Origin of the sequence: Roseibium sp. TrichSKD4, from assembly GCF_000148725.1 — a bacterium.
Classification (GTDB): domain Bacteria; phylum Pseudomonadota; class Alphaproteobacteria; order Rhizobiales; family Stappiaceae; genus Roseibium.
In genome coordinates this window covers 269,661-294,707 of sequence record NZ_GL476300.1, presented here as the reverse complement: position 1 = coordinate 294,707, position 25,047 = coordinate 269,661, and the positions used below count along the sequence as shown (strand labels likewise).

The 25,047-nt window shown below is 54.0% G+C and carries 22 protein-coding genes; 8 read left to right on the top strand and 14 right to left on the bottom strand.

The genetic code is table 11. The features are described 5' to 3' along the window. Nucleotides 1-71 precede the first annotated feature (71 nt). Together TRICHSKD4_RS01370 and TRICHSKD4_RS01365 are read right to left on the bottom strand one after the other, a co-directional pair. Nucleotides 72-1,571, bottom strand: coding sequence for a sigma-54 dependent transcriptional regulator (locus TRICHSKD4_RS01370; RefSeq protein ID WP_009758919.1), 1,500 nt, complete (start codon nucleotides 1,569-1,571; stop codon nucleotides 72-74). Between the two features lie 160 nt (nucleotides 1,572-1,731). After that, on the bottom strand, nucleotides 1,732-2,568 hold the full coding sequence (locus TRICHSKD4_RS01365; protein ID WP_009758918.1) for a hypothetical protein: 837 nt from the start codon (nucleotides 2,566-2,568) through the stop codon (nucleotides 1,732-1,734). 300 nt (nucleotides 2,569-2,868) lie between these two features. Here TRICHSKD4_RS01365 and TRICHSKD4_RS01360 point away from each other — a divergent pair, with 300 nt between their 5' ends. After that, nucleotides 2,869-4,380: an EAL domain-containing protein gene (locus TRICHSKD4_RS01360; RefSeq protein WP_009758917.1), complete on the top strand. Its 1,512-nt coding sequence runs from the start codon at nucleotides 2,869-2,871 to the stop codon at nucleotides 4,378-4,380. A 95-nt stretch (nucleotides 4,381-4,475) separates the two neighbouring features. On the opposite strand, the gene TRICHSKD4_RS01355 is transcribed toward TRICHSKD4_RS01360, so the two are convergent. The 5 genes from TRICHSKD4_RS01355 to ileS form a co-directional block, all read right to left on the bottom strand. Then, nucleotides 4,476-5,804, bottom strand: coding sequence for a pitrilysin family protein (locus TRICHSKD4_RS01355; protein ID WP_009758916.1), 1,329 nt, complete (start codon nucleotides 5,802-5,804; stop codon nucleotides 4,476-4,478). Nucleotides 5,805-5,807: 3 nt separating this feature from the next. Next, nucleotides 5,808-7,223, bottom strand: coding sequence for a pitrilysin family protein (locus tag TRICHSKD4_RS01350; RefSeq protein ID WP_009758915.1), 1,416 nt, complete (start codon nucleotides 7,221-7,223; stop codon nucleotides 5,808-5,810). A 199-nt stretch (nucleotides 7,224-7,422) separates the two neighbouring features. After that, the gene (locus TRICHSKD4_RS01345; protein WP_009758914.1) at nucleotides 7,423-8,100 is read right to left on the bottom strand and encodes a hypothetical protein; all 678 of its coding nucleotides are present in this window, start codon (nucleotides 8,098-8,100) and stop codon (nucleotides 7,423-7,425) included. Nucleotides 8,101-8,177: 77 nt separating this feature from the next. Then, nucleotides 8,178-8,708: a signal peptidase II gene (gene lspA, locus TRICHSKD4_RS01340; RefSeq protein WP_009758913.1), complete on the bottom strand. Its 531-nt coding sequence runs from the start codon at nucleotides 8,706-8,708 to the stop codon at nucleotides 8,178-8,180. 7 nt (nucleotides 8,709-8,715) lie between these two features. After that, nucleotides 8,716-11,676, bottom strand: coding sequence for an isoleucine--tRNA ligase (gene ileS, locus TRICHSKD4_RS01335; protein WP_009758912.1), 2,961 nt, complete (start codon nucleotides 11,674-11,676; stop codon nucleotides 8,716-8,718). Nucleotides 11,677-12,120: 444 nt separating this feature from the next. On the opposite strand from ileS, the gene TRICHSKD4_RS01330 reads away from it, so the two are divergent. Further along, nucleotides 12,121-13,059: a glycosyltransferase family 87 protein gene (locus TRICHSKD4_RS01330; protein WP_009758910.1), complete on the top strand. Its 939-nt coding sequence runs from the start codon at nucleotides 12,121-12,123 to the stop codon at nucleotides 13,057-13,059. Nucleotides 13,060-13,381: 322 nt separating this feature from the next. On the opposite strand, the gene TRICHSKD4_RS01320 is transcribed toward TRICHSKD4_RS01330, so the two are convergent. The 3 genes from TRICHSKD4_RS01320 to TRICHSKD4_RS01310 all read right to left on the bottom strand — a co-directional run bounded on the left by TRICHSKD4_RS01320 (nucleotide 13,382) and on the right by TRICHSKD4_RS01310 (nucleotide 15,892). Then, the gene (locus TRICHSKD4_RS01320) at nucleotides 13,382-14,287 is read right to left on the bottom strand and encodes a DMT family transporter (RefSeq protein ID WP_009758908.1); all 906 of its coding nucleotides are present in this window, start codon (nucleotides 14,285-14,287) and stop codon (nucleotides 13,382-13,384) included. A gap of 11 nt (nucleotides 14,288-14,298) precedes the next feature. After that, on the bottom strand, nucleotides 14,299-15,297 hold the full coding sequence (locus TRICHSKD4_RS01315; protein WP_009758907.1) for a bifunctional riboflavin kinase/FAD synthetase: 999 nt from the start codon (nucleotides 15,295-15,297) through the stop codon (nucleotides 14,299-14,301). A 142-nt stretch (nucleotides 15,298-15,439) separates the two neighbouring features. Further along, entirely contained in the window at nucleotides 15,440-15,892 is a 453-nt protein-coding gene (locus TRICHSKD4_RS01310) for a MaoC family dehydratase (RefSeq protein WP_009758905.1), read from the bottom strand. A gap of 241 nt (nucleotides 15,893-16,133) precedes the next feature. Here TRICHSKD4_RS01310 and TRICHSKD4_RS01305 point away from each other — a divergent pair, with 241 nt between their 5' ends. Together TRICHSKD4_RS01305 and TRICHSKD4_RS01300 are read left to right on the top strand one after the other, a co-directional pair. Next, nucleotides 16,134-16,517, top strand: a complete 384-nt coding sequence (locus TRICHSKD4_RS01305; RefSeq protein WP_009758904.1) for a response regulator — start codon at nucleotides 16,134-16,136, stop codon at nucleotides 16,515-16,517. A gap of 154 nt (nucleotides 16,518-16,671) precedes the next feature. Continuing rightward, a complete protein-coding gene (locus TRICHSKD4_RS01300) occupies nucleotides 16,672-17,343 on the top strand; it encodes a protein phosphatase CheZ (protein ID WP_009758903.1) in 672 nt (223 codons plus the stop codon). Between the two features lie 73 nt (nucleotides 17,344-17,416). Here the strand turns inward: TRICHSKD4_RS01300 and TRICHSKD4_RS01295 are convergent, their stop codons facing one another. After that, the gene (locus TRICHSKD4_RS01295) at nucleotides 17,417-18,289 is read right to left on the bottom strand and encodes a TIGR01459 family HAD-type hydrolase (protein WP_009758902.1); all 873 of its coding nucleotides are present in this window, start codon (nucleotides 18,287-18,289) and stop codon (nucleotides 17,417-17,419) included. A gap of 107 nt (nucleotides 18,290-18,396) precedes the next feature. Here TRICHSKD4_RS01295 and mutL point away from each other — a divergent pair, with 107 nt between their 5' ends. Together mutL and TRICHSKD4_RS01285 are read left to right on the top strand one after the other, a co-directional pair. Then, nucleotides 18,397-20,262: a DNA mismatch repair endonuclease MutL gene (gene mutL, locus TRICHSKD4_RS01290; protein ID WP_040615938.1), complete on the top strand. Its 1,866-nt coding sequence runs from the start codon at nucleotides 18,397-18,399 to the stop codon at nucleotides 20,260-20,262. 48 nt (nucleotides 20,263-20,310) lie between these two features. Beyond that, complete coding sequence (locus TRICHSKD4_RS01285; protein ID WP_009758900.1) at nucleotides 20,311-21,132, top strand: alpha/beta hydrolase; 822 nt, start codon at nucleotides 20,311-20,313, stop codon at nucleotides 21,130-21,132. On the opposite strand, the gene TRICHSKD4_RS01280 is transcribed toward TRICHSKD4_RS01285, so the two are convergent. Further along, a complete protein-coding gene (locus tag TRICHSKD4_RS01280; protein ID WP_040615839.1) occupies nucleotides 21,129-21,566 on the bottom strand; it encodes a nucleoside deaminase in 438 nt (145 codons plus the stop codon). The genes TRICHSKD4_RS01285 and TRICHSKD4_RS01280 overlap by 4 nt on opposite strands. 170 nt (nucleotides 21,567-21,736) lie before the next feature. Here TRICHSKD4_RS01280 and TRICHSKD4_RS01275 point away from each other — a divergent pair, with 170 nt between their 5' ends. Then, complete coding sequence (locus tag TRICHSKD4_RS01275) at nucleotides 21,737-23,023, top strand: pseudouridine synthase (RefSeq protein WP_083782698.1); 1,287 nt, start codon at nucleotides 21,737-21,739, stop codon at nucleotides 23,021-23,023. Further along, nucleotides 23,020-23,577, top strand: a complete 558-nt coding sequence (gene rsmD, locus TRICHSKD4_RS01270; protein ID WP_009758897.1) for a 16S rRNA (guanine(966)-N(2))-methyltransferase RsmD — start codon at nucleotides 23,020-23,022, stop codon at nucleotides 23,575-23,577. Before TRICHSKD4_RS01275 ends, rsmD begins: the two co-directional genes overlap by 4 nt. 1 nt (nucleotide 23,578) lies before the next feature. On the opposite strand, the gene TRICHSKD4_RS01265 is transcribed toward rsmD, so the two are convergent. Together TRICHSKD4_RS01265 and TRICHSKD4_RS01260 are read right to left on the bottom strand one after the other, a co-directional pair. Then, a complete protein-coding gene (locus tag TRICHSKD4_RS01265; protein WP_040615935.1) occupies nucleotides 23,579-24,394 on the bottom strand; it encodes an MBL fold metallo-hydrolase in 816 nt (271 codons plus the stop codon). A 192-nt stretch (nucleotides 24,395-24,586) separates the two neighbouring features. Next, the gene (locus tag TRICHSKD4_RS01260) at nucleotides 24,587-24,925 is read right to left on the bottom strand and encodes a hypothetical protein (protein ID WP_009758895.1); all 339 of its coding nucleotides are present in this window, start codon (nucleotides 24,923-24,925) and stop codon (nucleotides 24,587-24,589) included. Nucleotides 24,926-25,047 lie beyond the last annotated feature (122 nt).

Sequence of the window (25,047 nt, the reverse complement as noted above, 5' to 3'; positions counted from 1 at the left end):
GAGCTGCGGTATAGACCGCTTGGATCAAAGACACAAGAATTTGAGCAGGTTATGGTTTAGACATAAGGTCGCTAAACGCTACGCGCTTCCCAAGACTGGCGCTTTCGATAGATCGTGGATGGACTTATTTCCAAAGCGGCAGCAGCCATGGCAATGTTTCCGTTAAAGGCCGTCAGCGCATCCTCGATAATTCTGCGCTCTTGAGCCCAGAGCGGCTCGATGGTTCCGAACGCGCGCTGCGCAGGCGCTGGACGGGCACGTTCACGAGAAAAATCGATCAAGGATTGCGAGGCGCGGGCGGAAGAATCCCGGATCATGAGTGGAAGCATGTCGAACGTAATGGACGCACCTTCATTCATCACCACAATCTGCCGGATCGTGTTTTCAAGCTGCCGGACATTTCCCGGCCATGGATAACTGAGCAGGCGGGCTTCCGCGTCTGCGTCAAATCCCTTGAAGCCACGACATTCCTCTGCCGAATACTTCATCAGGAAGGAGAGGGCGAGGGGAACAATGTCCTCCCGGCGCTCCCGCAAAGGCGGTAGCTGGATGGGTAAAACGTGCAGCCGATAATAAAGGTCTTCCCGGAACCGGCCTGCGTTTATCTCTTCAAGTGGGTCGCGGTTGGTGGCGCAGATGATGCGAGCATCGACTTGCCGGGCGACCGTGTCCCCAAGGCGCTGAAAGGTGCCGGTTTGCAGAAAACGGAGCAACTTGCTTTGTAGCATGAGGTCCATTTCGCCGATCTCGTCCAGAAAAAGCGTTCCGCCAGCGGCTTGTTCTGCAGCGCCAGCCCGATTGTCGGTCGCTCCGGTAAACGCTCCACGGACATATCCGAATATCTCACTTTCAATGAGATCCCTGGGTATGGCCGCGCAGTTCAAGGTCACAAACGGTTTGCCTTCCCGGTCCGACAGATCGTGGATGGCATTGGCGCAGAGTTCTTTTCCCGTACCAGATTCCCCAGTTATGAAAACTGGTGCTTGAGACGGTGCCATGCGCTGGATTTGCTCATACACCTTTTGGATTGAAGGTGAAGAGCCAATCAGACGCGTTTGACCGGACGAATTATTGGGGGCTCGGGGCGCGAACCCAGCCTCTGCCGAGCCCACAATGATGGGATGGGTGTCTAAATCTACCTGATCTTCAGAAGTCGGGAGCAAATCGGATTTCAAAGCCGGACGTTGGTCCAGTTGAAAAGAGACTTTGTTGGCAAGCGCATCAAGGGAGAAGGGTTTCGTCAGGAAATCATGTGCGCCAGATCGCATGGCCGAAACAGCTCGCGACACTGACCCTTGTGAAGACACTGCGATGATGACCGCGGATGGACTGCGAACTGCAAAGGGCTCAAGCCCCTCATCACTTCCAACCGCTTCCAGATCAAGGATCAAGACATCAGTGTTTTGGCCGGCCAGATCTTTCAAGCAATCCGCGACATCGGTGTAGATTTGCGGATCAGCACATTCCAAAGAGAGTTTGGCACTGACTGCAGCCGTACGGCTGGCCTCGGAATAAGAGGCATCAAGAACACGCACAATGACGGGCCGTCCTTGGCCCAAATTACTTCCCATTTCTGGGCATCCCCCGTCGCTCAAACAGCTTTATCGAGAATCGATGCTGTTGACTAACTCAAGGAGATAATTCGCCGAACAGGGTAAACAAAGGGTTGTCATTTGCGTTTTGAGAAACACAAAAGACAACCCTGTGAGCGGTTTAAGTTTCTGAAATCTTTCAGAGTCTACCGATTACAAAACCAAGTAAAAAACTTGCCAGACATGCAATAGACACAATGTGCCGCTGCAAAAAAGCCTCGACAGCAGGTTTCTCAGCGGTCGTTGAAGATGCGATCTGTCCAGCGGAAATCGCCGGTTTTGCACAATCGTCACCGATCATTGATGCCGTGGGAGCCTCAGGCGCCGCTTGAGCTGCGGAGTGAGGAACCTGAGATTGTTCCATTTGGTTCGGTATCATGTGAAGCGAAATATCGGGAACGTAGCTTCCCTTGGGGATCGTAATCCGCAGGGGGGCGGTGTTTCCACTCCCCTCATAAAAGTCGCTCAGCCGACGGCGTAGTCGAGCTGCTTCTACGCGGACAATCGGATCTGTAACGGGATTGAAAGACGGATCCCGCCCTAAAGCTTCTACAGCGATAGTGTATCCCTTGATCTCGTCCACACGCCTGTCGAGCACAGCGCAGACAACGTAGTTCAAAAAGGCACGCAGCTGCGGTACGGAGCTGAATTCCGCGCTCGTAAGAATATTTTTTAATGCTGTCCGAACCTGATCATCGGTTGGAGCATCAGGTTCTGTGCCTTCAACATTGTCGGAAGCCCGACGGCGCTCGGAAGGAATAGTGGCCCAAGGGCGTGTTGATAGGTTACGCCGCTCGCCTTTGCTCGGATCCCACTTTCCAGAAGAAGGAGAGCTGGCCTCGGATTCAGATGTCGTCGAACCTTGTGGCAGAACGTCATCCGCAAGTTGTTTAGGGGCTTCGGCGTCGGGTAAAGGTTTAAGTTCCGAACCAGCCCGTTTTTGCGGTAGTTGTATGACGTGTCCAGCCTTGGTCATTCGACTAACCCCCTGTTCATTTGCGCTGATTGACTCAACGCTACCGAAGTCTGACCGTTAATATTACGTAAATGTACTTAGCGCAGATTGAAAAGAGTAAATCTTGAACGCAAAGTGAAGTTGCGTAAAAATTATTGCATTTCATTCAGGTAGTATCCGTATTTTTCGCATCACGCCCCTTTATGTAGGGGACAAACCTGCCATTTTTTCGCAGTTCTTCGCGAGGGAGTCGGAACTTCGCCCTGTTTAAGGCATGATTAACACTTGCAATTTGATTCGGGCCGAAAGTGTTGAGTGACGATGGGGCGCACCGCGACCATTTTTATAGTTTCCTGCATGGGCATCATTGCAGTGTCCGTTGCTGCAATCATGATGTTCCAGTTTGGGCGCCCGTTTGGCGAGGCAGCCTCGCTGTCGCTTGCTCTCTTGTGCACCATGATCGTTGTGCATCTGCTCATTGGTCGTAGCCGCGACCGCAGCGCCGTGGGCGAGGCAGTGGATCGATTGGAAGATCGACTGGCGGATGTCGATGAGGACCTTGGCAACCTGGAAGGCCGACTGAGCGGTGTGGAAAATGCGATCCCGCATCGGACGCGAGCCGAAATCGATCCGATCTTTGCGGAAGTTGAAGTGCTTGGCACTTTGGTCAAGCAGATGGCCGAGGCCATGGCTGATCTGGAAACGCGGGTCGAAGAGCAACCCGCACTGCCGCCTCAGTCCCACACACCGCAATTGCAGTATCAGGAGCCGCCACAGTCTCCTCGTGCGGATCAGCCGCGCCAATTCTCGCCTGAACGAACCACTGCGTATCCACAAGACCGGGATTATCAAGAACGCCAAGAGGTTCGCAGAGCAGAGCATCCTGCCCAATCAGAATATGAAGACACTCCCCGTCGTCGTGCCACGGATTGGAGCGAACCGTCCGGCGAAGAGCGCCAACACTATGCGGATACGAGAGCTGATGAATTTGGCGCTCCTTCAATGCCGGAACCAGCTCCGCGGCAAAAACGGCAACCTCCCGACCCGGCCATGCGGGAGCTTATCAATTCAGCTTTGAACGCCAATCGCGTCGAGCTTCACCTCCAGCCGATAGTCACGCTGCCGCAGCGTCAGGTTCGTTTTTACGAGGCGTTTACGCGCTTGCGGGATTCACAAGGTGAAATGATCGAGGCAGCTGTTTTCCTGCCAGAGGCAGTTCGCTCCGGGTTGATCGCACGCATCGATAATCTGCTGCTGTTCCGGTCGATCCAGGTGATCCGCCGTTTGACGTCGCGCAACAAAAACTCGGCCCTGTTTTGTAACATCTCGTCTCTGTCACTTGTCGATGACACGTTCTTTCCTGGGTTCCTTGAATTCGTGAAGAACAATCGCAACTTTGCTGACGTTCTGATCTTTGAGTTTCGTCAGGCTGAGGTTGCGGAGATGGGCGCACTCGAGCATGAAAGTCTGCGCGCACTCTCGGACCTCGGCTTCCACTTTTCCATCGACGGCATTACCGACATGAAGATGGACTTCAAGACTTTGGCGCAGCAGGGCTTCAAATACGCCAAACTTCATGCGGATTATCTGATTGGTCGGCGTGAGACCAATCATGGTCACATTCATCCCTCTGATTTTGGCGATTTGCTGCATCGCTATGGGATGGAACTTATCCCGAACCACGTCGAGACTGAGTCTCAGGTTCTGGAGTTGCTCGACTTTGAAATTTCGTTGGCGCAGGGGAACTTGTTCTCACCGCCGCGCCCTGTACGCGCCGAGGTTCTGCAAGGCGCTCCAGCCCCAGCTCCGCGCCGTCAACGCGCTGCCGAGTAAAAGCAGTTTTCACTTCTGCTGTAATCGCTGATAAAAATAAAAGGGGCTGCCACAGTGTGGACGCCCCTTATATTGTTCAGCTATGGCTGGGTCTGTTACTGTCCGGGATTAGGGCCAACAGTCACGATTGTTGGCGTCTTGTTTTCCAGCAACCGTTTGGCAACCCGTTTGATGTCTTCCAGCGAGACCGCTTCGACCTTGGAATTGCGGGTATCGAAATAGTCGATGCCAAGATCCGCGTTTTGCAAACCAACGAGCTGGCTGGCAATTTTGCCTGAACTGTCAAAGCGAAGTGCGTAAGACCCGGTCAAAAAGCGCTTGGCGCTGTCCAGCTCTTCTTGCGTTGGGCCCACAGTTCCCATTTTTTCCAACTGGGCCAGCATGACATCGACGGCTTCATCCGCGCGGTCAGGCCGGGTGGATGCGGACGCCATTAGCAAACCTGTGTGCTCATACGGCGCAAGGGACGTCCCAACGCTATAAGTCAGCCCACGTTTTTCACGCACTTCTTCGAACATCCAGGATGTGAAGGTTCCGCCGCCCAGAATGTGGTTCATCACAAACGCCGGAATGAAGTCGGGGTCGTCCCGTTTCAATCCTTCAAGCGTCATGAGAATTGAGGTTTGCGGAACATCAAGGGTTTTGGCAATGCGCTCGCCAATCGCAGGAGTGACGTCCTTGATGTCGGTCAGATTTCCTTTTTCCGCCAATGATCCGAACGTTTTGTCCAACAATGTGGCGAGCGAATCTGCATCGATAGCACCGACAACGCCAACATGAAGCGTGTCCTTGGTCAAAATCCGTTTGCGTTGGTTGTCCAAACCGTCGCGGGAGAGGTTGGGGAGACTTGCTTCAGTTCCGCCGCTGTGGCGCTCATAAGTGTGACCGGAAAAGAGACTTGCCACGAGTGCCTTGCCTGCAATGGAATTCGGGTCCGTTTCCTGACGCTTGATCCCGCTCAGCATTCGCGCCTTGATTCGCTCAATGCCTTCCTCTTCAAAGCGAGGTTCGGTCATGGCCAAGCGAAGCAACGCAAATGCTTCATCGCGCGTCGGCGTTAGGGTGCGCAGTGTGCCGTAAAAACGATCACGATCAGCACTGAAGCCGATTGAAACGGACAGGTCTTCCAGTCTTGTCTTGAACTCAGCTGCCGTCATATCGCCAGCACCCTCATCCAGAGCTGAAGACAACAGGCGGGTAAGACCTTCCTGACCATCCGGGTCCTGCGCAGTCCCACCGTCAAAGGAAAAATTGACTGCAATCAGCGGGATTGTGTGGTCTTCAACCAGCCAGGCTTCGATGCCGCCCGCACTGGTGACCTTTTGAACCTCAACAGCATGCGCTGCAATGCTTGCAGAAATGAGAAGGCCAACGCCGACCATAGCAGACATAAAGGTCTGCCGAAGTGCAATTGAAAATGCCATGGCTTATGATTTCTCTTCTGTTTGAGTCTCAGCCGGTTTGCGGAGGTAGCCAATTACAGGGTCACGAACGAGATGGGCATTTGCTGCAGCCATCACATCTTGCACGGTGACCGCCTGAATGCGCTGCGGCCAGGATTGGACGTCTTCTACAGTCAGGCCAGTGGTCAAGGCGGTGCCAAAAATCCGGGCAAGCGAACTTTGGCTATCTTGGGCATACACGGTAGAGGCAATCATGCTGCGCTTTGCGCGGGCGAGGTCTTCTTCAGAAATCCCGTTGGCGAGAAGATTGGAAACAACTTCACCGACTTGCGCCTCCATTTCTTCCAAAGAGACACCGGGACGGGGAGTGGCGTAAATTCCAAACCGCCCGTAATCCAGAGCGGTGCTTTGATAATAACTACCTGTGCTCAGAGCAGTTTTCTTGTCGAGGACCAGCGCCTTGTAGAGGTGACTGTTGGAAGTGCCACCCAAGATGTAGGAGAGGAGCTCAAGCGCTTCTGCTTCCTTGTCCGCGGCGCGGGTCTCACTGGGAACCACGCGGATCTTGCTTATTTGCTCTTGGCGCACCCGAGGATCTTGAAGCTCAGTCCGCCGGATGCCTGACAGCGACGGTTCACTTGGCCGAAGGCGTTCACCGGGTTCTGCACGGCGTTGCACCTTGCCGTAGGTTTCTTTGGCAGCAGCCAACACATCTGCTGGTTCTACATCACCCGCGACAATCAAGATGGCATTGTTTGGAGTGTAGAACCGATCATAAAAGGCAAGAGCGGCGTCTTTGTTCAGCGCCTCAATTTCGCTCTGCCATCCGATAATCGGCGAGCCGTATGGGTGGTTCACAAATGTGATGGCATTCATGGCTTCACCCAAACGCGCACCCGGCTGGGTATCGACGCGTGAGCGGCGCTCTTCCAAAACAACATCCCGTTCCGGCTTGACCACTTCATCGCTCAGGATCAGATTTTGCATTCGGTCCGCTTCCATCTCCATCATCAAGGCAAGATGTTCTTTGCCGACCTTTTGGAAATAAGCCGTATAGTCTGCGCTGGTGAAGGCATTCTCCTGACCACCAATCTCGGCCACGAGCTTTGAAAAAGCACCATCGGGATTGTTCGTTGTGCCCTTGAACATCAGGTGCTCAAGAAAGTGCGCCACACCTGATTGGCCTTCCGGTTCATCCGCTGCACCCACCTTGTACCAGATCATGTGAGTGACAACTGGAGCCCGGTGGTCCGGGATAACGACAATTTCAAGACCGTTGTCGAGCGTGAATTGCTCAAGGCCGGGAGCAAACTTGAGAGACGACAGTTCGAGACCGGGGGGCTGAGAAGGCTCCTTGGCTGTCACCGGGACAGCGCCGACAAGGCTGGCGCCTAGACATAAGGCGGCAAGTTTGGGAAAGCGGGCGTGGGGCAGAAACATCGGCATTGCATCCCTTTGAATGTCAAATGTGCAGTTTGCGCCGGATCAGCATCCTGCATTCAATCATTTATATAGGGCCACATCCGGCGGTAGCTGCATTAATTGTTTGTCATTTTCCAACAAGTGATGGACAAATGCCCTGAACCAAAAAGGGCTGCCGGTAGTGGGCAGCCCTTTTTCGTGAACTTAAAGCACCACGTTACTGGCGATTCCGGCGGCAGCTGCCACCTGTTTCTTCCAGACAGCGCATGTCAACCAAGCTGTTGTCGAGCGCGGATTCTTCTTTCGTTTTCTCAACACGAACGATTTCTGGAACCGGTGCGGCAGCGGAGGGCTCGTTATATGCGGTTGGCGGTTCGGTCAGATATTTCCGCTGCAGGCGGCTTTCAATAGAAACAGTTTCCTCGGTCACATTGCTGCGATGGCCGCTCGCCAGCTCCTGACGGGTCATCACTGCGCCTTCACCAAGTTCCGCTTCACGAGCATCCTGTGCCGTGCGGCGTTCGCGGGAATCAACATTTGAAATTGTAAAGCCACGCATCTGATCCGGTGTCAGGCGCTCTGTCCCGTTCGACTTGGCGTAAACTTCCTTGAGTTCTTCGAACTCCCGGTTGCCTTCCTTCGTCGGCCAATTGCCCGAATTGTTCGCAGCAACTTCGGTTTCAGGCTGCGGTAAGGCATCCATTTTGGCTGGCATGGCAAGTGGCGCACGCGGTTTGTAGTCAATCGGTTTTTCGTTTGGATCAACAGCACCAAGGCCAGACATCAAACCGTTGACCAACGCAATATCAGGCGCTTGAGATATTCCGTCAGCAGCCTGACACGCTGCGAGCCCAAGGCAGGACAGTAACAGGACACAGTTCTTGATTGACTTCATTTTGGTCCGCAGCACCGCAGATACCCTCGATTTTTACTCTACCGGCCCAAGGCCTTATCACGGATTGCAGTGAAACGCTATTTTGCGGCGGAATTGGGACTTCTGAAGAAGCTATCGAACAAAAGTCCGATGACACCTGCCACAATCCAGACATCCGCCAAGTTGAAGACATACCAGGAGAACGTTCCCACGTGGAAATGGATAAAATCCACGACAGCTCCATGGTAGATGCGATCAAAGCCGTTCCCAAGCGCCCCGCCGATGATCAATGCCAACGCCAGTGCGACAAACTTGTCGAGCGTCCTGACAGACCAGATCCAAAGCGCAATTGTCGCAACAACCGTTAATCCTGCCAGAAGCCAACGGCCCAAATCGCTATATTGCTGGAACAGCCCGTAGGAGATGCCCCTGTTCCATACCAATACGATATCCAGAACCGGCAACAACCGGTAAGGACCGGTGCTGCCGAGATCAACGGAATAAAGCAGCCAGAGTTTGGCCCCCTGATCAATCACAAGACCGATCAGGGCTACTGTCAGCACAAATCCGCTGAGCGGCCCCCATACCACAGAATTCGGTGTCGGGGTGTGCGTATCATTGGTGCGCATCAGCAGGTCAATCCGCCTTATGGCCTGCGTCCCATTCACGCAAGGCATTTGCATCCCGAAGCGTGACCTCCGGATAGTCTGCGTCAGATCCGACCTCTGGAAGGATTTTCCAGGAACGAGCACATTTTTGTCCCTCAGCCAGACCCGGAACAACGGCAACGCCGCCAGTATCATCCAGCGTAAACGCGTCAGCCGGCGCTTCATCGGAAGACAGCGTCAGCTGGCTGGTGATGGCGATATCTGCCATGTCCTGTCCGTCCAGTGCCGCCATCAGCTCTGCATCCGTCACGTGAACAATCGGATGGGCTTCTAAAGACGAACCGATTCGTTTTTCCCGACGTTCAATCTCCAAAGCACCGGTGATCACACGGCGAACCGTTTTGATCTTGGTCCATTTGGCGGCAAGTTGCTCATCACGCCAGTTTGCTGGTACGTCCGGGAACAGCTGCATATGAACGGAGCTTTGTCCGCCATTTCTTTCCCACCAGCTTTCTTCCATCGTGAACGGCAGCATCGGGGCGAGCCACGTGACGAGGCAGTTAAACAGCTTGTCGATGACAAACAGCGATGCCTTGCGCCGGACCGATGAGGCCGGGTCGCAATAAAGCGCGTCCTTTCGGACGTCGAAATAGAAGGCGGACAACTCAACCGTCATGAACGTAAAGAGCTGGTGGAATACCTTTTTATAGTCGAAATCCTGATAGCCCTGTCGAACCATCTGGTCCAGCTCGGACAAGCGGTGCAGCATCAAGCGTTCAAGCTCTGGCATGTCGTCAAAGGCAACCTCTTCACCAGTCGCATGGGCCAGAGACCCGAGCATCCAGCGCAGGGTGTTGCGCAGCTTGCGATAGCTGTCGACATTGGTCTTGATGATTTCCTGACCCAGTCGCTGATCTTCCCAAGAATCCGTAGAAGCGACCCACAAGCGGAGGATGTCCGCCCCATACTGCTTGATGATGTCCTGCGGGAACACTTGATTGCCGAGCGACTTCGACATTTTGCGCCCGTCTTCTGCCATCGTGAAGCCATGGGTCAGAACTGCGTCATAGGGTGCATGACCGCGGGTGCCACAGCTTTCCAGAAGGGATGAGTGGAACCAACCCCGGTGCTGGTCGGAGCCTTCAAGATAGAGGACATAGTCCTTACCGCCGAGGCCCTTGCGGTTCGGGTTGAGGTCTTCGCGTTGCTCCATGCAGAACGCATGTGTTGAGCCGGAATCGAACCAGACATCCAGAATGTCCATGACCATGTGCCACTTGGCATGATCATGGTCAGACCCGAGGAAGCGTTCTTTTGCGCCCTCCGCAAACCAGGCGTCTGCACCCTCGGCAACGAAAGCATCATAGATGCGCTTGTTGACGGCTTCGTCCCTCAGAACTTCACCAGTATCAGGATCCACAAACACGCTGATCGGCACGCCCCAGGCGCGTTGGCGGGAGAGAACCCAATCCGGCCGGTTTTCGATCATTGAGCGCAGGCGCTTTTGTCCGCCTGTTGGAACAAAGCGTGTCTCGTCAATCGCGTTCAGAGCGCGGGCCCGCAGAGTATCGCCTTCACCCTTCAGGTCGCGGTCCATATAGACAAACCATTGGGGCGTGTTGCGGAAGATGATTGGCTTCTTGGAACGCCAGGAATGCGGATATTGGTGCTTCAAGCGGCCAAGGCCGATCAAATTGCCTGACTGCTTCAGGTATTCGATATTGGACTTGTTCGCTTTGCCTTTTTCACCTTTGTGCGTGATGACCTGATTGCCTTCCAGACCCGGCGCGTCCTTGGTGTAGAAACCATCATCAGCGACTGTGAAAGGGATGGCTGTATCGATCCCGCGGTCCTGAAGGTGCTGGGTACTCGACATCCAGATTTCAAAGTCATCTGCGCCGTGGCTTGGAGCGGTGTGAACAAAGCCCGTACCGGCATCATCCGTCACGTGGTCGCCATCAAGAACCGGCACGTCATACTGATAACCGCCAAGGTCAAGGTCCCGATAAGGGTGCGCGAGTGTGGCGGTCGCAAGCTCGTTAGCCTCAACGGCCCGCACTTTCCTGAACTCCTCGATCCGGGCGTGCTTGAAGACATCTGCAGCCAGAGCATCGGCCAAAACCAGCAAGTCGCCCTTCTGCACCCAGTTGTCGTCCGGCAGACCGTCTTGGGTCACTTCGTAAAGACCATAGTTGATCTTTGACGAGAAACAGACCGCACGATTGCCCGGGATCGTCCAAGGTGTGGTCGTCCAGATGACGACAGACGCATCAAGCAGCTGTTCAGTTGCAGCTTCGTCCGTTCCACCCGCCTCCACGATCGGGAATTTCACCCAGATCTGATCGGACTGATAGTCGTGGTATTCGATTTCTGCTTCTGCCAAAGCGGTCTTTTCAACGACCGACCACATGACCGGCTTGGAGCCGCGATACAGCTGGCCGGACATGGCGAACTTCATCAGCTCATTGGCGATGATCGCCTCGCTTTCAAAGCGCATGGTCAGATACGGGTTGTCCCAGTCACCCTCAATGCCAAGGCGTTTGAATTCCTCGCGCTGAACATTGATCCAGTGCTCCGCGAAGTCGCGGCATTCTTGCCGGAACTCGTTGATTGGCACTTCGTCCTTGTTCTTGCCCTTGGAGCGGTATTGTTCTTCGATTTTCCACTCAATTGGTAGGCCGTGGCAGTCCCAACCCGGAACATAGTTGCTGTCATACCCCAGCATCTGCATGGAGCGGGTGACCATGTCTTTCAGCGTCTTGTTGAGTGCATGGCCGATATGGATGTTGCCGTTGGCATAGGGAGGACCATCATGCAGCAGGAACTTGTCCTTGCCAGCCGACTGTTCTCGCAGCTTTTTGTAAAGGTTCATCTCCTGCCACTTTTTGATGATCTCCGGCTCTTTCTTGGGAAGCCCGGCACGCATCGGGAAATCGGTTTTCGGCAGGTTCAGGGTTTCTGAGTAATCGCGGGTAGTCGTATCGGTCATCGCTTTACGGATCCGTAGAGGCAAGGCGCGGATCGTCGCGCCATCATCAATTAGGAGAGGACAGGCTTATCGCCCATCTGGCATCAGAAAGGGTCCCGGTCCTTCGGCGGCGCGCATTGCAGCGCCTTAGCCGACGGCCGGGCCGGTAATTCGTAACCCTGCAATAATGTGCAGGTGGTGTTGTGTAACGAAGCGATCCATGGCGCGTTTACTAGCAGTGTCGGGCGTTGGAATAAAGCCCTTACGTTCAGCAATATCTATCAGATCATTAGCGATCATTCGCATAGATTACGGGGCAGAGTGACAAGCCTTGAGTGAGTTGTTCCTTTGAGTGTGATGCTGCGCGAGCCGTATTGAAGCTATCGTGGTAATGATCCCTCTTGACCCTTTCGTAAGGACATTCGGTTAGGACACTTGGTAAAATTTGCTAGGTTACCAATATCCATGACTTCGACTGATTTTCCGCAGCGCTTTTCCCAACACCTGAAAACCGGGGATTGGCTACTGGCGCGCCATATCCGGTTTGCGAGCCTTTTTTATCTGGCAGCGAGTGCGTTGGTTGTTGTTCTGCTGTTCACAGTACCCAACAACTTTAATCCCGGAGACGGAAAGCCGCTGCTCACGGATTATTTGAGTTTTTGGGCCGCTGCAGGGGAGGCGAACGCGGGTCGCCCTGAACTTCCTTATCTGACCGGTGAGTTCCAAAAACTCCAATTTGAACTGACTGGAACGGACAAGTTCTTTTCGTTCTTTTATCCACCAACATTCCTGCTCGCAGTCCTGCCATTTGGTCTTGCAGGGTTTGCATTCAGCTTCATCGCCTTCAATGCGTTGAGTTTACTCGCCTATTGGGCAATGACGCGAACAATAACCGGAAATGGTTTCGCTGCACTGATGCTGTGTGCGTTTCCTCCGGCGATGATCTGTGTCTTCCACGGTCAAAACGCGCTTTTTCTGGCAACACTGCTCGGATTTGCGATGGTGTGTCTGAAGCAGGATCGTCCAGTTCTGGCGGGTGTCCTGATCGGATTGATGACGGTGAAGCCACAGCTTGGCATCCTGCTTCCGCTTGCTCTGTTGGCTGATCGGCAATGGGTCACCATCTTCACCGCTGCTGCGACCACTCTTCTATTTGCCGGAATGTCTTATCTTGTCTTTGGGCAGGAAACGTGGCTCGCCTTCATCGCACAAATTCCGATTGCCGGGCAAACCCTTCAAGAAGGATTGGTGGGATGGGAGAAAATGGTCTCGGTCTATGCTGGCCTCCGTACACTGGGCTTGGGGCATGGTCCGACCCAGATAATTCAGGGCATGATCACCATTGTGGCTGCGGTTCTGGTTTATAAAGCCTGGCGAGGCCCGGCTTCGATGGCCTCCAAATAATGGTGCTGGTCCCTTTCAGTATCCTCGCGACGCCGTTCGCGCTGTCTTATGATTTGACGATTCTGGCGGTGCCGCTGGCATTTTGGGTGGCTGAGGTAAGCCAACAAAGTGCTCGGCCCTATGAAAAGTCGATCATGGCAATTTGTGTGATCCTGACGGCCACCAGCAGTGGAGCTGCAATGTGGGCGGGACTACCGCTCGGGCCCTTCGCTGCGGCAGGGATTGCTTATCTTGGTGTCCAGAGAACCCTTGTGTCGAGATCACACAAGGCCGCGGGTTGATTAGCCTTTTCAGCTTGAGGCGCTTCCAAACTGCTGAAGGGTCATGAGGTGCTTTGCGCGCGCTCGCGCTGAGCGATGTAAAGGCCGCCAAAAACGATCAAGCCAATACCAATCCAAGTCGGACCGTCCGGAAAGTCGGCAAAAACGAGATATCCGAACAAGGTTGCGCCAACAATTTCAAGATATTGGAGAGGCGCAAGCAATCCCGCTTCGCCGCGTTGGAACGCCAAGACAACAAGTCCGTGCCCGAGGTAGGAAAAGACGCCCATCAGCGCGATCAATCCAAACTGCCAGCTCTCCGGCATGATGAAAGTGGCCTCCGGCACATCGAGGGCGGTCGTTGTTACCAACGCAAATCCGAGTATGACGGAACCCGCAAGACCTGCACTGAACTGGATGGGCACCAACCCGTCAGCGCTTGCATAAAACCTGTTCATGAGCAGGTAAATGGCGAAAAGTGTTGCCGTTGCCAATGGAAGCAGACTGACGAGACCGGTCTCTGCAAGGCTTGGGCGCAAAATGATCAAGGCACCAGTCAAGCCAACAATGATCGCGCCGATCCGCCGAATGCCGATTTTTTCTTTCAAGAAGATGACGGCCAGAACCGTCAGGATCATCGGTTCAACGAAAAAAATCGATATGGCGGTAGCGACCGACATGTATTTGACAGCCGTAAAGAAGAACAGGACGGCGAGGGACAGAATAGCGCCGCGCAAAAGGTTCACAACTGGCCTGTTGCCCAGCAATTTGCTGCGATGTCCGAGAACAAGTGCAGCTAGACCCGCCAGAATCAATTGCGCAAAGAAGCGCGCGAACGTGATTTCAAGGGGAGGGAGAGAGGCAGAAAGATACTTTGCGATGATGTCCATTAGCGGGACAATTAGCATCGCACTGGACATCAGGCCGATGGCAGCAAGGTTATTTTGCTCGATAGGGCCCGATGTCATTTTCTTGACTTTCAGTTCGGCGGGAAAAGTGCCAGATCAAGTTCGGAAAGCGGCTGGAGCGATCCAAGGACTGTTTTTGCCTCGTTACTGTCGCGGTCCATTTGCGCGATGAGGGCGTCTACGCTGTCAAAGGTCTCTTCGCCGCGCAAATAGGAAATGACATTCACCCGCAATGTCTGACCATAGAGATCGCCAGTGAAGTCAAACAGGAAGACTTCAAACATGGGCGCGCCATGATCGAACATCGGGCGTCGCCCATAACTAGCGACACCGCCAAACACGAAACCATCTGGTGTGGTGACCCTTACTGTATAAACGCCGTGTTTCAGGGGGCAGTTTTCAGCCATCTGGAGGTTGGCAGTTGGGTAGCCGAGATCCCGACCGCGTTTGTCTCCGTGCCGCACTTCGGCTTCAAAGAACCAGCGATAACCCAAAAGGCCATTGGCAAGGGTGATGTCACCCTCTTCCAGACAGGCGCGGATTCTTGAGGACGAAATGTCGTTGGCACCTTCGTCGGTTTCTTGTTCGACAATGGTCACACCGAATTGGTGCTCCGCTCCGGCGTTCCTCAGGTAGTCCGGAGTTCCTGCGCGCGCTTTGCCAAAATGAAAGTCGAACCCTGTCACCGCATGGTGAATGGCCAGCTTGTCCAAAAGAATGTTTTTTACAAACTGCTCAGCCTCGATGGAGGCAAAGTCCTTTGTAAATGGCAACTCGACGATCCCGTCGAGGCCACAGGCTTTCATCACCGCTGCTTTTTGAACAGATGGGGTGAGGCGGAACACCGGATTGCTGGGATTGAAAAAGCTGCGGGGATGCGGCTCAAAGCTCATCGCATAAACCGGGATGTCTTGATTACGCCCGGTTTCAAGGGCTGTATTCAAGACAGCTTGGTGGCCACGGTGAACGCCGTCAAAATTTCCGATTGCGACGACACCACCTTTTAATGCATCTGGCATCTCGTCGAGAGAGGTGATGCGAAAAAAATCAGTCACACGGGAAGACGGCATTCAATAGACCTTGCAAATGACAGGAAACAGTCAGGTGCCGCCGTGGCGAGCACTTGCCTGAGACAGTTTGCGGAAACTGCCGCCTTCATGTGCAAAGGTCAAGCTGGAGTGCTCTTCTATATAAAGGTGAGTCGGTTTGCCTTTATAACCCGGAGCGATCATCATCTCGGCTGGGCACCTTCACCAGAGCCTCCCCTTCCAGAACTACTGTCTCATCTACACTGCAAACACAGCTGAGGCGGGCGCGATTACCTTTATCCATTAATTCCTCAACCGTGACGAGCACGGTGACATCGTCTCCAATTTTGACAGGAGCCTTGAAATTGAGGGTCTGTGATAAATAAATCGCACCAGGACCCGGCAATCGGGTTCCAAGCACCGCTGAAATGAGACTAGCAGTGTAGAGTCCATGCGCTATGCGGGTTTTGAAGGGGGTTCGGGCGGCGAAATGTTCCGACAAATGAATCGGATTGCGATCACCAGAAACCTCTGCAAAACCAACGACATCAGATGAGCTGACATGCTTGACAATCTTTTCCTGCAACCCAACTTCAAGGTCTTCGAAGCTAAGTTTCTGTAATTCAAGTATCGCCATTGGTATAAATTACCCCTGTTTTAGTCGAATAAAGGCTAAGCAACACGAACATCATCAGCAATTGGGCTTTGGGCGAATAAAAAAAATCTCGTATTAACGGTCTTTTCAGGGGGCTGGATTAGTCTCTCCAAAGTGTGGGGAGGTGAGGACACGTTAAGTGTCTCTCTCCTTATTTAAAGTCATAACGCGTCTCCACGGCCCGAGGCCAAGGGCCGCGCAACTTGACAGTATGGAGTAGACGATGGCCCTTGATCTTCAAATGCCGGTCCTCGTGGTCGATGACTACAAGACGATGATTCGGATTATTCGCAACCTGCTTAAGCAGCTCGGTTTCGAGGATATCGATGATGCCGCGGACGGCACTGAAGCCCTGGAAAAGATGAAGCAGCGTAAATATGGACTGGTCATTTCTGACTGGAACATGGAGCCGATGACTGGCTACGAGCTTCTGAAACAGGTTCGCGCAGACGCTGATCTGAGCAAAACGCCTTTCATCATGGTGACCGCAGAATCCAAAACGGAGAACGTGATCGCCGCGAAAAAGGCCGGAGTGAGCAACTACATCGTGAAACCGTTCAATGCGCAGACATTGAAAGGCAAGATCGAAGCAGTTTTCGATTCCTAAGACACGGGCGTAAAGAACAAGCGGACATTTCGTCCGCTTCTTTTGCCAGGTTCGCCGTTACCACGTGGCGAATGCATGATCGGGTGGCGTATCCATGAACCGCCCGATGATCCGACACCCAGTATAGGTGTCCAGCAGCAAGGAAAGACTGCCTGTGACCCAGATTACCAAAGACAGCGTAGCACGCGTCATCACCTTCCTGGAGGAAAACAAGAACCGGGGGGGCGATGTTTCCCTGACTGATGTCATGCACTTGGCAGAGGTTATGTCTGGTTCAATGCACGATTTCCTATCCAACGTACAGCCAGCTGTTACCGAGGAACTCAAGGCAATCGCTCGCGAAATTACCTCTATGAAGGAGGAAATTTCCAATCTCCGCGCCAATGATATGACGGCTTCTCGCATTCCTGACGCCGGTCGGGAACTGGACGCCATTGTTGAGGCAACGGAAGATGCCACCAACACGATCATGGAAGCAGCTGAGGAGATCATGGGGGCTGATCCAGACGACCATGCTGCCTATCAGGAACTCGTCAGTGGCAAGATGATCGAAATTTTCGAGGCTTGCACCTTCCAGGACATTACCGGTCAACGCATTTCCAAGGTTGTCTCAACCTTGAACTTTATCGATGAACGGGTTTCCAATTTTGTTGAACGCCTTCGTATCCCAGAAGAGCTGGAAGCAGAAATAGAGGAAACGGCGGAAGATGTTCGCAAGCGCGAGCAGATCCTTCATGGTCCTCAACACGCTGGCGAAGGCGTTTCCCAGAACGACGTTGACGATCTGATGAATGACCAGTCGGATATCGACAAGCTCTTCGACTAAAAATATCTTCAATAAAGAATTCAAAAAAGCCGCCCGTTTGAGGCGGCTTTTTATGTTTGTTCGGATTGTCTCTTTACCAAACGAGACGAGGCAACGCTGCGCGGGCTCTCAGGCCCTCTTCCTTCAAGCGGCGGCGGATGAGGTCTTCTTGCGGCGCTTCAAGCGGTCCAAAGTCCGCACCGTGGATCCCGGCCGTGATAAACAACACATCCAAATCCTGCGATACCGCCCCTCGAATGTCCGTTGGCAGACCGTCTCCAATTGCGAGAATTTTGGTGGGGTCAACTGCAGCACCATTCAGTGTTTCAAGGCGGCGTTTTGCAGCCTCATAAATCGGTGCATGGGGTTTGCCCAAAATGGCAACAGACCCACCCAGATCCTCATAGAGACGAGCAAGGGCACCTGCGCACCAGATCAACCGGTCACCACGTTCAACGACAATGTCCGGATTGGCGCAGATCATCGTGACATCACGTTTGACCAAATCAGCGAGGCGTTCGCGATAGTCATCCGGGGTTTCCGTTTCATCATCGAAGAGACCCGTGCAACTCACGACGTCTGCGTTGGCTTCATCAGAAAAGGTCAGGCCCATTCCGTCATAAAGCGGCAAATCACGCTGAGGGCCAATATGGAACAGGTTCTTTCCAACCTGAGCTGAAAGCAGCTCTTGGGTTACGTCTCCGGAGGTGACAATATCATCGTAAGCCGTTTCGGTGACCCCAAAGCGCGCCAGCTGCACCCGGATTTCCGGGGCCGGGCGAGGTGCATTGGTAATTAGAACCACCTTTCCACCGGTTTCCTGACGGAAGGCAGTCAGGGCTTCGTGAGCTCCAGGCATGGCCGTTACACCATTGTGAAGCACGCCCCAGACATCGCACAAAACGGCAGAATATTGGGAAGCGATGTCTTTTAGCCCCGAAACAAGGAGCGGTGTTTGCACGGTCATATGGGATCACTCACGGTGGTCGTTCTGGTAGAATGGCTCAGAATCGTCTTGCGACGCGGCGGACCATATCGGAAACATCGGTGCCGGGAAACTCCGAAGGGTGGGAAATGCAGGTTAGGCAACTCGGTGAAGCGATCATAAATCGGATTGCAGCCGGTGAAGTGATTGAGCGCCCCGCAAGCGTTATCAAGGAATTGGTCGAAAATGCTATCGATGCAGGTGCGAGCAGTGTTGATATCGTCACAGCCGCCGGCGGCAAAACCTTAATGCGGGTGTCGGATGATGGCATCGGCATGCGCCGCTCCGATCTCGAACTCGCCATCCGCCGTCATTGCACGTCCAAGATCTCCGATGATGATCTGTTTGATATCCGCACGCTGGGCTTTCGCGGCGAAGCGCTGCCATCCATCGGATCTGTTGCCCGGCTCGCTATCCAGACCCGGCACAGCGAGGAAGAAAACGCTTGGACTATTAAGGTAGAAGGCGGCAAGGAAAGCTCGATTATTCCGGCGGCCCGCACCAAGGGCACCCAGATCGAGGTCCGGGACCTGTTTTTCGCAACGCCAGCGCGTTTGAAGTTCCTGAAGTCTGATCGTGCTGAGGCAGCAGCGATTACTGAAATCGTTCGCCGCATCGCCCTTGCTTATCCGCATATCGGTTTTTCTCTATCGGGAAGTGACCGCCAACCCGCAAATTGGCCTGCAGCCCGTGGGGACGAGCCTCATCTGGCGCGGATTTCGCAAGTGCTGGGCAAGGAATTCGTCGACAACGCCATGGAAATTGATGCCGCGCGTGAAGGCGTGCGCCTGTCGGGGTTTGCCGGATTGCCCACCTTTCATCGCGGCAATGCCCAACATCAGTTTTTCTTTGTGAATGGGCGACCGGTGAAGGACAAGCTGCTCTTGTCCGGATTGCGCGGGGCTTATGCCGACGTGTTGGCCCGCGACCGTCATTCGGTCGTGGTTCTGTTCATTGATCTTGATCCTGCCTTTGTCGATGTAAATGTGCATCCGGCAAAGGCGGATGTTCGGTTTCGCGATGGTCAGTTGGTACGAGGTCTCCTGGTTGGCTCAATCAAGCAGGCATTGGTGCAGGCAGGGCATAGATCCTCTACATCCAATGCGGCGGCAGCAATGGACGTCATTCGCGCGCAAGGGTTTGCTCCGCGAGCTCCGTCTGGGTCAGGTAACGCCACACCTGCTTACCAGCCACAACGCTCAAATGCAGCGTGGTCGCAGGACGCCTTTCGTCCACTTGAACCTACCGCACGTGGATTTTCTGACGGCGAGCAATCCGTATTTGATGCGCCTAGAGAAGCGGGGCTTTCTGGCCTTTCGATGCCGTCGGCGGATGCAAGAGCCCATGAAAAACAGATTGAGCCGGAAAAGACATCACTGCCATTAGGTGCGCCACGGGCGCAGGTGCATGAAACCTACATCATCGCACAGACTGATGATGGGGTGGTGATTGTCGATCAGCATGCAGCCCATGAGCGTTTGGTCTATGAAAAACTGAAGGAAAGTCTGGCGAAGAAGGACGTTGCGCGCCAATTGCTTCTCATCCCGGAAATCGTTGAGATGCCCGAAGAAGATGTTGGCAGGCTGACGGACCATGCTACCGAATTGGAAGAGGTTGGTCTTGTTCTGGAGGCTTTCGGTCCGGGGGCAGTGGCTGTACGTGAAACACCAGCCATTCTGGGCGATATGAACATCAAGGGTATGGTGCTCAATCTGGCTGACGAGTTGGCAGAGTGGGAAACGGCGAGTGGATTAAAAGAAAAACTCGACCATGTTGCCGCAACCATGGCCTGTCACGGGTCTATCCGGGCCGGACGCAGAATGCGTGTGGAAGAAATGGCTCAGCTCCTGCGCGACATGGAAGCAACGCCGCTTTCGGGCCAGTGTAATCACGGCCGTCCAACTTGGGTGGAATTGAAGCTGGATGACATTGAGAAACTGTTCGGGCGCAAATAGCCTACAAAACCAGATTTGGTTTCATTCGTTTGGATCGGCTTTAATTTTATGCGGACATTCAAAATTGCCCTGATCAGCATTGTAGCTGTCTACCTGGCAGCAGCTTCTTACATGTACGTGTTTCAGCGGGACTTTGTATTTCGTCCCTCTGGAGTGGCATCGACACCGGCAGATGAGGGGCTGGCTCAAGTCATCGCTGGCGAGTTCAGCGCTTCTGACGGCACGCCGCTTCTCCTGTGGAGCGCGGCACCCAAGTCGGCAGATCTGCCCACAGTGATCTATTTCCACGGGAATGGTGGGAACATGACGGAGCGCGCTTGGCGCTTTGAACAGATCCTGCAAAAGGGCTATGGGCTTTTGGCAGTCAGTTATCGCGGATATCCGGGCAGCGGAGGGGCGCCTTCTGAAGCCGATTTTATTTCAGATGGATTGGAGATTTTCGACGCACTGGCCAAGAAGGGCGGGCCGATCATCCTGCATGGAGAATCGCTCGGTACAGGTGTTGCTATTGCGGTGGCTGCTCAGCGCCCAAATGTTGATCTCGTCGTCCTTGAAGCGCCCTACACTGCAATATCCGACATCGCCAAGGATCAATATTTCTGGTTGCCGGTCGACCTGATGATAAAAGACCCGTTCTTGAGTCGTGAGCGCATTGGCAACGTGACCAGTCCGATTTTAATCGTGCATGGAACAGAGGACCGGGTCATTCCAGTTGAGCACGGAGAGCGGCTGTATGACCTTGCCAATTCGCCCAAACAGCTCAACATCCTCAATGGCGCCGGGCACGGCAACCTCTGGAAGCGCGATCTGATGGGTTTGGTCGATATGTTCTGGACTGACCTGGCGGCGAGCAAGAGCCTACAAAATTAGTCTCTTTGCCGTTTCTTTTGAAAGAAACTTTTCAACAGTTCGGCAGATGCCTGCTCCTGAAACCCGGAATAAACCTCCGGGGCATGGTGGCAAGTTGGTTGGCAGAAAAAGCGGGTGCCGTTTTCAACCGCCCCTCCTTTTGTGTCTCCAGCGCCGTAATAGAGGCGGCGAATGCGGGCAAAAGAAATGGCCCCGGCGCACATGGGGCACGGTTCAAGGGTCACATACAGATCGCACTCTGGAAGGCGTTGGGAGGCAAGCGTGTTGCAAGCTGCGCGGATAACCAGAACTTCTGCATGAGCGGTCGGATCGTTTAGTTCCAGTGTTCTGTTGCCGTCTTTCGCCAGCACTTTTCCATCACGGACCAACACAGCCCCAACTGGAACCTCTCCGCGAGCTGCGGCTTTTTCAGCTTCCTCAAGAGCCAAGTCCATAAATGAACCAACTGGTTGGAGATCAGGTGAGGGCATTTGGGCGATTGGTGATCCGGAAGACTGACAAACAGAGTGAGCCATAGCACAGTTATGCATCTTGCGCGTAACAAAGCCGCTTTCATCATGATTTCGCAATTCCCGTTCATGGAAAGCTCTGCTAAGAGGCACACATGACCAAATCGCGAAAAGACACCGGCGACCGGGCCCGACGGGCTGGCGGGCGCTCATTCGATCAAAATAGCAAAGGCCGGAAACCAGGGCCCCGCTCCAAGAGTGGACCCAAACGGGATAAGTCGCAGGCACAAAAGTCGGCTGTGCCGGCCTCTCCTGCAACTGAACGGTCGAGTGCATTTGAAGGTGAGCGCATTGCCAAGGTGATGGCCCGCGCTGGATTGTGTTCGCGTCGGGAAGCTGAGACCTGGATTGCAGCGGGACGTGTGGAAGTCAACGGTAAGAAGCTGGATACTCCGGCCATTACCGTTGGAGCCAAGGACAAGGTTCTGGTCGACGGCAATCCGCTTCCGACCCGCGAACGGACGAGGCTTTGGCTGTATCACAAGCCGCGTGGCTTGGTGACGACAAACAAGGATCCGGAAGGACGGAAGACCGTTTTCGATCGTCTGCCAAAGGATTTGCCGCGCGTCCTGACTGTTGGCCGTCTTGATATCAACACTGAAGGACTCTTGCTGCTGACCAACGATGGCGGCTTGGCCCGTGTTCTGGAATTGCCCGCGACTGGTTGGTTGCGGCGCTACCGTGTTCGCGCCTTTGGCAAGGTGACACAAGCTGATCTGGACACGCTGGCAGATGGCGTTGCTATTGATGGTGTACTTTACGGCGGCATTGAAGCCAGTCTCGATAAAGAGCAGGGCGATAACGTCTGGCTGACTGTGGGGTTGCGCGAGGGCAAGAACCGCGAGGTGAAGCGGGTTCTTGAGCATCTTGGTCTGTCAGTGAACCGTCTAATCCGGCTTTCCTTTGGTCCTTTCCAGCTTCAGGATATCGCGGAAGGCGAGGTCCGGGAAATCAGAGGCCGGGTCCTGCGGGATCAGCTGGGTGACAAGCTTGCAGAAGAAGCGGGAGCCGATTTTGATGCGCCGATCCTTAATCAGCCCAAGCAGGATGAACAGCCAAAAAAGAAAAAGTCTGTCGGCCAAAAAGGTGGCGGGAGCGAAGCGCGCTGGATGAGCAGCCGAGATGGTGAAGCTGCCGTCAATCGCAAGAAGCCTGGCACCAGAGACAAAGGTGCCAAATCCTATCGTGATCAGCAGCGCCCATCCCGCGATCAACGTCCGTCTCGTGACTTTGACGACCGTCCGGCACGTCCGCGTCCGCAGCGCCGGATTTGGTCAGACGACGGACTTGTTGAAGACAAGCAGCAGGACCGCCGAAACGCCGACAAACCAAAGCCGACTGGCCGGTTTGACAAAAAGCCGGGCCCGCGAGGCCGCTCGTGAGAATAGTTGCCGGTAAGTTCAAGGGTGCCGCGATTGTTGCGCCAAAGTCCCAATCGACCCGACCGACGAGTGATCGATTGCGGGAGACCATATTTAACATCCTCGCGCATGGTCTGGATGTGGATTTGAATGGCTCCCGCGTTCTGGACCTGTTTGCAGGCAGCGGCGCGCTGGGCTTTGAGGCAATCAGCCGAGGGGCACGCCATTGCACCTTCATTGAAGAAGGAGCCGAGGCACGAGGTGCTATTCGCCGAAACATGGAAGCCCTCGGTTTGAATGGGGCTGCGAAGATTTTCCGCCGGGATGCGGCCCGTTTGGGCGGGGCTGGAACTGTTGAACCATTTGATATTGTGTTTGTCGACCCGCCCTATGACAAAGGTCTCGGAGAAAAGGCATTTCTGTCTGCTGTTCAAGGCAATTGGGTTCAGCCCAATGCCGTCTGCATATTGGAAGAGCGGGCAAGCGCATTAATCGAGATGCCGGAGGCATTCGAGTTGCTAGATGAGCGCACCGCTGGCGACAGTCAAATCCTGTTCTATCGATGGCTTGGGTAGATCAACCGCCACTCGGCATCATGACGTAGACTGTTTTTTCTGACGGTGATGCATCGCTGCGCGCGATCAGCTTTGGTTCTGGCGCAGCAACGACACTGTAGCCTTCCGCCAGCGCTCGGGCCGAAAATGCCTCCAACGATCCATGAAAATGAAAGTGCATCGGGATAACCATCGCGGGACTGATGTCATCCAGTACCTTCATCAGGCTGTCGAGCTTGAGCGTTGACGAATTGTCGATGGCAGCCAACACGATATCAATCTGGCCAAGGCGCGTGAGGTCTTCCTGGGTCAGTTGATGATGCAAGTGACCCAGATGGGCAATGCAAAGATCGGCAATCTCGAAAACGAAAATCGAATTGCCAAGTTTTCGGCTCGTGCCGTCCCATCCTCTGATGTTGGTCTGGATGTTGCGGATGCGGGCGTCTTCAACAGTCAAATCGTGATCCATCGGACCGCCTTCAGGGTTCCAGCCGAGCAATATGTGGTCGATGTCGGGATCCGGGTTCAAACTAAAATGCGTGCTGTGGGCGCCATTCATTGTCGCAACTGTCGGCGTGTCGAAGGGGCGGTGGCTATCATTGTAGTCGGTTGCGATGCGAACACCTTTGGGCGTGGTGAGTTCAAAGGTGGAGTGCCCGATGTAGCAAATTTCAACTTCGTTCGGCTCTAGGGCGACCTGCACACGGTGCGGAGTGGCAGAGCCGCGATCTGCCACAAGCTGGCAACTGGCTTCTGCTGTCGTGATGGAAAAGGAGCTCAAAGCACCCACAATCAGAGAAATGCATACAACATTCAGGAGTTGGATAGCATTCCGCATGGTGACCGCACCTCCCATGAAATCCCTTCCTTAAAGGGTAGCGCGGGATTGAAGTCTGGCAAGGAAATTAGGGAAACTGTGGTCTAAATGACCTACAAAAAGAATTGGCAACCGCCCCGAGTTTTGAACGGGGAACGGTTGCCAAGTGGGGACAGGTGGGAGGAGGACCCTGCCCCGAAAATTGAAGTGCTGTCATACCCGGCGCAAAGAGACCGGTTTTTTTCCATGTCGGCTCCCCAGATAGGTATCACTTGCCAGTGTCCGTTCCGGGTTTGCCGCTTGTTGGTACAAAACTTCTCCGGCATGGCCTGCTTCTTCAACGAGGCCATGACGGCTGCAGTTCGCCGCAACGGCTAGGCCAAGGCGGCGGAGATGTGATCGGCGATAACAAAATACAGCAAGCCGACTGCGCTGATGTTCCGGCATTTCGCGGGTCTTCTCGGCAACCGATGAAAGTGTTTCATGTATCAGTTGACCAAGGACTTCCTCAGGTACCGGACATCCTTCCATGTCAGTCGAACCTTTGGTCATAAGTTTATCCATGCATCTTTCTAATACATGGAGTGTGTCGTTATTTAATTAAAGTTTACTTAATTCACAGTATTATCAAAATAACTGATGCCGGTTTATATAAAAATACTGGTATGACTATT